The organism is Caballeronia sp., from assembly GCF_028292365.1.
Lineage (GTDB): Bacteria > Pseudomonadota > Gammaproteobacteria > Burkholderiales > Burkholderiaceae > Caballeronia.
The window spans coordinates 1-8741 of sequence record NZ_JAQGMM010000013.1 but is presented as its reverse complement, the minus strand read 5'-3'; the positions used below and the strand labels follow the sequence as shown (position 1 = coordinate 8741).

Sequence of the window (8741 nt, the reverse complement as noted above, 5' to 3'; positions counted from 1 at the left end):
CCGCATCCATGCGAAAAAGTTGCGCGCGGGCGAGCGGGTAGAGGGAGCTGAACACGAGGTGGAAAGGCCGGAGCGGCGTAAATTGAGACGCGCCATTTTAACGGCTTTGCGCAAGCACGCCGAAAAGTGATGACACGCTGATGAAAAGCGTCTCGGACAAGACCAAGGAAAGGCCATCGCAGGGACCGGCGCGACGGGTAGTACAGGTCAGCGCCGCGGTTTGTCCGTGGGCATCTTGCCTGGCATGGGCGGTGTTCCGGCGGAGTGCATGGTAGTGGGATCGAGCAAGCCCCAATGGCCGTCAATCAAGCCCTCCAGCGGCCGGAAATTCGCCTTGTACGCCATTTTGTCGCTCTCACGAATCCAGTAACCCAGATAGACGTGAGGCAAATCCAGGCTGCGCGCCTGCTCGATCTGCCACAGGATGTTGTAAGTGCCGAAGCTGGTGTGCGGCATGCCGGGTTCGAAAAATGTATAAACCGACGAAAGTCCGTCGCCGAGAATGTCGATCATGCTGATCATGCGCAGCGTGCCGGGTTCCGGTGGATCATCGACGAGACTGTTGTGCAGGCTTGCATCTGTGGCATCCGGATTATCGGAGTCTGCGGGATTGCCGGCGCGCACAGGCTCGCGGAATTCCACCAGGCGCGAGTTGATCCGGCTTTGCAGCAAAAATTGCTCGTACTGGTCACGGCTGTCGCGATCCATGCCGCCGCCCGCGTGCCGCGCCGACTGATAGCGCATATAGAGCGCGTAATGCTCTTCGTCATAGTGCAGTGGTGCCACGCTCGCCACCAGCCCGCCATGCTGCTTCCAGACGCGCCGCTGGGTGCGGTTCGGCTTGAAGTGCTCGATAGGCACGCGCACCGGCACGCAAGCGCGGCAGCCGTCGCAATATGGGCGATAGGTGAAGACCCCGGAGCGCCGGAAACCCGCCTTGACGAGTTCGGTGTAGACGTCGGAGTTGATCAGGTGACTGGGTGTTGCCACCTGGGAGCGCGCAATGCGCCCGTCCAGATAGCTGCAGGGGTACGGCGCCGTTGCATAAAATTGCAACGCCGAAAGGGGAGAAAGCGGCAGCTCATTGGGGTGAGTCACGTTGGCAGCTCTCGTTCTAAGCGTCTATCTTACTTACCGTCCTAACCGTGCCGCAGCGGTTCGATGCAGGGCGGAAATCCTCGGTCGTGTCGCTATCTTGCCTGCTATGCATCAACGTCTAATCATCGAGTTGGATTGGTTTGCGTCCCGGACCTCGCGCTCCTCAAAACCGGCTTCACTCATTCAGGTGGCAACATGGGAGGCCGAAGCGTTTCGAGCAGCGCGTATTTGTTGAACTGCCAGGGGACCGGCGGTTCGCCGACCGCCCCGCGCAGATGTCTCACAAATAACTTGCGGGAGATCTCCCGGCCGCCCAGCGAGGCCAGATGCGACGTATTCTGCTGGCAGTCTATCATCTCTATTTTATGGTGGCGCAAGTGTCCGATGAGCGCCGCCAGCGCGATTTTCGACGCGTCGGTGCGATGCGCGAACATCGATTCGCCGAAAAACATCCGCCCGAACGACACGCCATAAAGACCGCCTACGCGCTTGCCCTCGAACCACGTTTCAATGCTATGCGCCCGCCCTTCGCGATGCAGCGAGGAATAGGCTTCCACGATATCCGCCGTGATCCACGTGCCGCGCTGGCCTTCGCGCGGCGTCTGGGCACAGGCACGCATCACGCCGGCGAAATCTTCGTCCACGCGAATTTCCCACGACGCCTCGCGCAACACGCGCCGCAGCGTTTTACGCAACGAATCGGAGACTTTGAATTCGTCGGGAATCAGCACCATGCGCGGATCGGGACTCCACCAGAGCACCGGCTGGCCATCGGAATACCATGGGAAAATGCCGCGCTGATACGCATCCACGAGACGGCTGCTCTGCAATTCAGCGCTGGCCGCGAGTAATCCGGGCGCGCCGCTCGCCTCCCCGAGCGCACGCTCGACGGGGGGGAACGGATCGTCGGAGGCGAGCCATGGAACCATGATTCGGGGGGCGCTCAGCCTTCGCGCAGTGAGCGGAAGATGTCGCCGGTATGCAGCGCGTAGTTGCCGGCGGCGCGGTCGGCGAAAAAGAAGCGTAGCGTCTGCCCGACTGTCGGGAAGGCGATTTCGTCCCAGGGAATCTCGCTCTCGTCGAAGAGCTTCACTTCGAGACTTTCCTCTCCGGCGTCGATGTCCAGATCCAGCAGCCGTGCCAGATAGAAGAGGTGCACCTGATGCACGTGAGGCACGTTCAGCAGCGTGAAGAGGCTCTGGATTTCGACGCGTGCGCCAGCTTCCTCGAGCGTTTCGCGCGCGGCGCCTTCGCTGGTGGTTTCGTCCATCTCCATGAAACCCGCCGGCAAGGTCCAGTAGCCGTAGCGCGGTTCGATCGCGCGCCGGCACAGCAGCACTTTGTCGTCCCAGACCGGCACGGTCCCGACCACGTTGCGCGGATTCTGATAATGCACCGTGCCGCAATTACCGCAGACGTAGCGCTGGCGGTTGTCGCCAGGCGGAATGCTCAGGCCGACCTCGTGGCCGCAGACGGAACAGAATTTCATAGGGGAGAAGTCTGAAAGTGTCGTGCGAGTGTATCACCGAGCCCGTGTCGCGCGGCGGCGCGGGCGTCCGCCGAAAAAAGGCACCGCGAGCCGGAGTACGTGACGGGGCGCGCCACTGTCCAGCACTTGCCCAGATGGCCGATGAGCCCGGGCCGGACGCAACCGGGCGGACGCTTGTTGCCGGCTTCTCGCTACAATAAGTGCTTCGGACGCAACGCTTTGAGCGCCACGTCTGCTCATTCACGGCCAATACACATTCCCCGACGATGTCCACCACGCCCGCCGCTCCACGCCCGCCAATGCTGTCCACCGCCGACGCGCTCGCTACCTTGCTGGCGGCCGCGCGCCGGGTGGACGGGGCGAAAACCGTCGATACCTTCGAAGCGCTCGGGCGCGTGCTGGCTACGGCCGTCGTGTCGCCGCTCGACGTGCCGCCCATGCGCACCAGTTCCATGGATGGCTACGCGGTGCGGGCCGCGGATCTCGCCGGCGCGTCTGAAGCGAGCGCCGTGACGCTCCCCGTGTCGCAGCGTGTGCCGGCTGGCCAGACGGCCGAGCCGCTGGCTGCCGGTACGGTTGCGCGCATCTTCACGGGGGCCACCGTGCCGCCGGGTGCGGACACCATCGTGATGCAGGAAATGGTCCGTTCCGACAACGCCGGTGCGACCTTCTCCCACGTGCCGCCGGAGGGCGAATGGATCACGCAGCAAGGCGCTGATATCCGTCGCGGCTCCGTGATTCTGCCCGCCGGCTCGCGGCTTACGCCGCAGGCGCTGGGGCTCGCGGCATCGGTGGGGAGCGCTGTGCTCGACGTGGTGCGCAAGGTGCGCGTGGCGGTGTTTTTTACCGGCGACGAACTCACCATGCCGGGCGAGCCGTTGCGCCCAGGCGCGATCTACAACTCGAATCGTTTCACGCTGCGTGCGTTGCTTGGCGAACTGGGTTGCGACGTGACCGATCTCGGTATCGTGCCTGATCGTCTGGACGCAACCCGCGAAACCCTGCGGCAGGCGGCGCGCGATCATGACCTGATCCTCACGTGCGGGGGCGTATCGGTCGGTGAGGAAGATCATGTGAAGCCGGCTGTGGAAGCGGAAGGACGCATTTCCATGTGGCAGATCGCGATGAAACCCGGCAAGCCGCTCGCGTTCGGTGCGGTGCGGCGCGAGTCGGCCGGTCAAAACGGCGGCGAGGCGTTTTTTATTGGATTGCCGGGCAATCCGGTCTCCAGCTTCTGCACGTTCCTGCTGTTTGTGCGGCCGTTCATCCTGCGACTGGCGGGCGCCGAATCGGTTGAACCGCGCGTGTACTCCATGCGGGCCGATTTCACGCAAAAGAAGGGTGACCGGCGTAACGAATTCCTGCGTGCCCGTGTGAACGAAGCCGGTGGTCTGGAGGTGTTCGGGAATCAAAGCTCGGCTGTGTTGACATCCACGGTATGGGGCGACGGTCTGATCGATAACCCGCCGAACCACGCCATCCAGGCCGGTGAGACCGTGCGGTTTATCCCGTTTTCAGAACTGATGCGTTGAAGTTGCGTCGAAGGCAATCATGAAAGTCGAATTAAGGTTTTTTGCGGGCGTGCGCGAATCACTAGGTGTGGCGAACGAGAGCGTGGATGTGCCGGACAGCGTATCCAGCGTCGGCGACGTGCGCGCCTGGCTGCGCATGCGCGGTGGTGCATGGGCGGAAACGCTCGCCGAGGGCCGTTCGTTGCGCATGGCGTGCAACCATGAAATGACGGACCCGTCGCGGCGCATTACGGAAGGCTGCGAAGTCGCGTTTTTCCCGCCCGTCACGGGAGGCTGAGATGACGCGAGTACGCGTGCAGGAAGCCGATTTCGATCTCAGCACGGAAGTCGCCGCGTTGCGCGCGGACAATCCCAAGGTGGGCGCGGTGGCGTGTTTTATCGGTACGGTGCGGGATTTGAACGAAGGCCAAACTGTTCAGGCAATGGAGCTGGAGCACTATCCCGGCATGACCGAAAAGGCGCTGGAGGCCATCGCTGCGCAGGCTCGGGAGCGCTGGCCGGGTTCGGACGTGCTGATCGTGCATCGCGTGGGAAAACTCTTGCCGCTCGACCAGATCGTGCTGGTTGTGACGACCGCCATGCACCGGGCGCAAGCCTTCGAATCGTGTGCGTTCGTGATGGATTATCTGAAAACGCAGGCGCCGTTCTGGAAGAAGGAAAAGACGGAACACGGCGAGAAATGGGTCGATGCCCGTGAATCCGACGACGCCGCGCTAACACGATGGGATTTGGATGTGACAAAAGGGGCGGGGGCGTAAGCAATCGGCAGCTATCATTCGCGGCCAGCGCTGCGTTCGGCTGCGTCGCTGGCGGACTGGGAATGTGCGCCTATGAGTAGTTTATGCGTCGCTCGATTTGTTGCGTTGTTCGGTATTTTCAACGCTCGACAGCCCGACTGGAAAAGGTTTGCCGTGGCTCCGGTCGGGCAATTCCCTGGAAAACTCGCTTTCGCCGCGCCCCGTGCGCAGGCGCTTGAGCGATGCCATCAAAGCGAGCTGCTTGTCCGGAATGGCATAGTCCCAGCCGAATTTGCTCAGTTGCAGGCTTTGCGCAATGCGCAGCGCTGGCTCCATGAACTGCACGGCTGCGGCAGGCTCGTAGCGGGTGTTGACGGTGTCGAGGAAAAGCGTGAGCCAGCGGGCGAAGTGCTGGGGTTCAATATCGCCGAGAGGCCGGTGCGCCTCTTGAACGTTGCCCCTATATCCCTTCGTTCCAAGTACGAGGCTCGACCAGAACGTCGCCATCTTCGCTAAATGCGCGTCCCAACGCCCAGCGAGTTCGCGGGCGAAGATCGGGCCGAGCAGCAGGTCATCATCCACACGCTGGTAGAACGCGTCGACCAGTTCCCGGATATTGGTTTCGTCGGGTTCCGCGATTCGGACGAATGGTGTTGGCAGTGGCGCCGGCTGGCTGGGGGGCTCAATCAGGGGCTTACTCATAGCGTTCGATAACAGGATTCAGTGAGGATTTAGTCTGGCTGGCGAAACGCCGATTAGTGGTTCTCAAATCGGTGAACGAAAATCCGGCCTGCCGATATTAGTAAAATGCCAATTACAGCAGACGATTGACGGGAACAGAATAAACTACGAACCTATCGCCAAATGGGCTCATGAAACGGGCTAACGCAGCGGGTGCATAAGGCCGGCTTATGAAGTCAGTGTCATATGCGCCATCTATAAATGGGGCCAGACAATTCAGCCCTCTAGTTGCGCCACTAAGTTAGGTCAACAAGTGCGAACAATACGAGCGGCAAATAAGCAGAATGAGTTTGATTGACATCCGCCTGACTGCTTCCATGATAATCGACGTTTAATCGTGACGTAGTGGATGGCGCCAGGCGGCGATTGGCCGCAGCGGTTGTGCGACGGGCTCCGACCTTGCCCGGCCGCATGGCGATTCGGTGAAAGAGTTGGGCCAGGCACGTTCGATCGGGTTCAGGTGTAACGTCTATCTGGCTATTTGTGCCGCCTGAAAGCGTACCCTATACCCGTGCGATTGAACTTTTACTACGCTCCGGACCGACGTGACCACGCGATCGGCTCATTCGACAGATTCCGCGACTGATTACGCGAACTACGCGATCCACCCATGCGACTGACCGATTACACCGACTATTCGTTGCGCGTCATGCTCTATCTGGCCGTTCGGCCCGAGGGGCTGTCGACCATCCAGGAGATCTCCGATGCCTACGGGATCTCCAAGAACCATCTGATGAAGGTGGTGCAGCGGCTCGGAGAGCTCGGCTGGGTGGAAACCGTACGCGGCCGTAACGGCGGCCTGAAGCTCGACCCTCGTACGCGGTCGCTGAGCGTCGGCGAGGTTGTGCGCAAGACCGAGAACGATTTTTCGATAGTCGGTTGTTTCGCCGATGACAGCGAACCCCACCGGCATTGTGTGATCGAACCCCATTGCCGTCTGCGGGGCGTGTTCGCCGCAGCGCGCGATGCGTTCCTGGCGGAACTCGATCAGCATACGGTCGGTGATCTGGCGTCGCCGTCTGAGGAACTCGCGGGCGCGCTCGGCATCGTGCGATTCATGCCGGCAGCGGCGGGCATTAATCGTATCGCCGGGCATGGCTGACTGAGCTATTTTTGCGTGACTAATTTACCTGCTTCACCTTCCTGACGCATACCTGTTCCGGGCGCGGCCCGCGCTGATTCTTCGACCTGGATCAGTCCACCGCCGTCGCGATCCGATCACAATGGACCCTGGCCGGTCCCTGACGCCCATGCTCGACGGACGCCAGCGTACGGTGTTGTTCCCGACCCGACGCTTTCATGACCACGACTAACCGCTCGGCACTACCCAAGCGCGTCAATCGGCATTTCGCAGAAAAATGCGGTTTTTGGGCAGTGGAACGCTTGAAAGTGCCGGATCACGCCTCATTTTGAACACATCCCGATTTGGAGGTCTCAATATGAGAATCGACAAGCTAACCACGAAGTTCCAGGAAGCACTGGCTGACGCGCAGAGTCTTGCCGTCGGCAATGACAATCAATATATCGAACCGATTCACTTGCTTTCGGCGTTGATCGCGCAGCAGGACGGTTCGGCGCGCTCGCTGCTGTCGCAAGCGGGTGTGCAGGTCCAGGCGCTGCAAACCGCGCTCAAGGACGCCATGACGCGTCTGCCGCAAGTTCAGGGCACGGACGGCAACGTCCAGGTCAGCCGCGATCTCGCCGGCTTGCTGAACAGCGCCGACAAAGAGGCGCAAAAGCTCAACGACACGTTTATCGCCAGCGAGATGTACCTGCTCGCCATCGCCGACGACAAGGGCGAAGCTGGCCGGATTGCCAAGCAGCATGGCCTCACGCGCAAGGCGCTTGAAGCCGCGATCAATTCGGTTCGCGGCGGTGGCCAGGTGAACAGCCAGGACGCGGAAAGCCAGCGCGGGGCGCTGAAGAAATACACCGTCGACCTGACCGAACGCGCGCGCGCCGGCAAGCTTGACCCGGTGATCGGCCGTGACGACGAAATTCGCCGTTCTATTCAGATCTTGCAACGCCGCACTAAGAACAATCCGGTGCTGATCGGCGAGCCGGGCGTGGGCAAGACGGCCATCGTCGAAGGCCTGGCGCAGCGCATCATCAACGGCGAAGTGCCCGACTCGCTCAAGGGCAAGCGGGTGCTTTCGCTCGACATGGCGGCGCTGCTGGCCGGCGCCAAGTTCCGCGGCGAGTTCGAGGAAAGGCTGAAGACGGTGCTGAAGGAACTGTCGCAGGACGAAGGCCAGACCATCGTCTTCATCGACGAGATGCACACGATGGTCGGCGCCGGCAAGGCCGAGGGCGCGATGGACGCCGGGAACATGCTGAAACCGGCGCTGGCGCGCGGCGAACTGCATTGCGTCGGCGCCACCACGCTCGACGAATACCGCAAGTACATCGAGAAGGACGCCGCGCTCGAGCGCCGCTTCCAGAAAGTGCTGGTCGAAGAGCCGACGGTGGAGGCGACCATCGCCATCCTGCGCGGGCTGCAGGACAAGTACGAGCTGCACCACAAGGTCGAGATCACCGACCCGGCCATCATCGCCGCCGCCGAGCTGTCGCACCGTTACATCACCGACCGTTTCCTGCCCGATAAAGCGATCGACCTGATCGACGAGGCGGCATCTAAGATCAAGATCGAAATCGATTCCAAGCCTGAAGTGATGGACCGGCTCGAGCGCCGCATCATCCAGCTGAAGATCGAAAAGGAAGCGGTCAAGAAGGCGAAGGACGAGGCGTCGCAGCGGCGCCTGGGCCTGATCGACGACGAGATCGCCCGCCTGGAGCGCGAATACAACGACTACGAGGAAATCCTCAAGGCCGAAAAGGCCACGGTGCAGGGGACCACCCACATCAAGGAAGAAATCGAGCAGGTCCGGCACCAGATGGAAGAGGCCAAGCGCAGGAGCGACTATGCCTTGATGTCCGAACTCCAGTACGGCAAGCTGCCGCAGCTTGAAGCGCAGCTGAAGCAGGCGGAAGAAGTCGCCACGCGCGGCGCCGACAGCGCCAGGCCGAAGCTGCTGCGTACCCAGGTGGGCGCCGAGGAAATCGCCGAGGTGGTGTCGCGCGCGACCGGCATCCCGGTGTCGCGCATGATGCAGGGCGAGCGCGAAAAACTGCTGCACATCGAGG

9 protein-coding genes are annotated in these 8741 nt (G+C 61.6%); 5 read left to right on the top strand and 4 right to left on the bottom strand.

What is annotated here, in order from left to right; translation table 11 throughout:
- Positions 1-207: 207 nt before the first annotated feature.
- The 3 genes from JWR14_RS00525 to JWR14_RS00515 all read right to left on the bottom strand — a co-directional run bounded on the left by JWR14_RS00525 (position 208) and on the right by JWR14_RS00515 (position 2587).
- Complete coding sequence (locus JWR14_RS00525; protein ID WP_299699487.1) at positions 208-1098, bottom strand: arginyltransferase; 891 nt, start codon at positions 1096-1098, stop codon at positions 208-210.
- Positions 1099-1277: 179 nt separating this feature from the next.
- Entirely contained in the window at positions 1278-2027 is a 750-nt protein-coding gene (gene aat, locus JWR14_RS00520) for a leucyl/phenylalanyl-tRNA--protein transferase (protein ID WP_299699484.1), read from the bottom strand.
- A gap of 14 nt (positions 2028-2041) precedes the next feature.
- Positions 2042-2587 (bottom strand): NUDIX hydrolase, encoded by a 546-nt coding sequence (locus JWR14_RS00515; RefSeq protein WP_213761547.1) that lies wholly within the window; start codon positions 2585-2587, stop codon positions 2042-2044.
- Between the two features lie 299 nt (positions 2588-2886).
- On the opposite strand from JWR14_RS00515, the gene glp reads away from it, so the two are divergent.
- From glp to moaE, 3 genes are read left to right on the top strand one after another with little or no spacing between them, the layout of a single operon-like run.
- Positions 2887-4119 (top strand): gephyrin-like molybdotransferase Glp, encoded by a 1233-nt coding sequence (gene glp, locus JWR14_RS00510; protein WP_366144493.1) that lies wholly within the window; start codon positions 2887-2889, stop codon positions 4117-4119.
- A gap of 19 nt (positions 4120-4138) precedes the next feature.
- A complete protein-coding gene (gene moaD / locus JWR14_RS00505) occupies positions 4139-4396 on the top strand; it encodes a molybdopterin converting factor subunit 1 (RefSeq protein WP_299699474.1) in 258 nt (85 codons plus the stop codon).
- A 1-nt stretch (position 4397) separates the two neighbouring features.
- Positions 4398-4877 (top strand): molybdopterin synthase catalytic subunit MoaE, encoded by a 480-nt coding sequence (gene moaE, locus JWR14_RS00500; RefSeq protein ID WP_299699471.1) that lies wholly within the window; start codon positions 4398-4400, stop codon positions 4875-4877.
- Between the two features lie 81 nt (positions 4878-4958).
- Here the strand turns inward: moaE and JWR14_RS00495 are convergent, their stop codons facing one another.
- On the bottom strand, positions 4959-5558 hold the full coding sequence (locus JWR14_RS00495) for a group III truncated hemoglobin (RefSeq protein WP_299699468.1): 600 nt from the start codon (positions 5556-5558) through the stop codon (positions 4959-4961).
- Between the two features lie 649 nt (positions 5559-6207).
- Between JWR14_RS00495 and JWR14_RS00490 the strand changes: the two genes are divergently transcribed.
- Together JWR14_RS00490 and JWR14_RS00485 are read left to right on the top strand one after the other, a co-directional pair.
- Positions 6208-6699, top strand: coding sequence for an Rrf2 family transcriptional regulator (locus JWR14_RS00490; RefSeq protein WP_299699465.1), 492 nt, complete (start codon positions 6208-6210; stop codon positions 6697-6699).
- A 337-nt stretch (positions 6700-7036) separates the two neighbouring features.
- Positions 7037-8741: Clp protease N-terminal domain-containing protein (locus tag JWR14_RS00485; protein ID WP_299699462.1), on the top strand; the 1705-nt coding region annotated here is incomplete at its 3' end.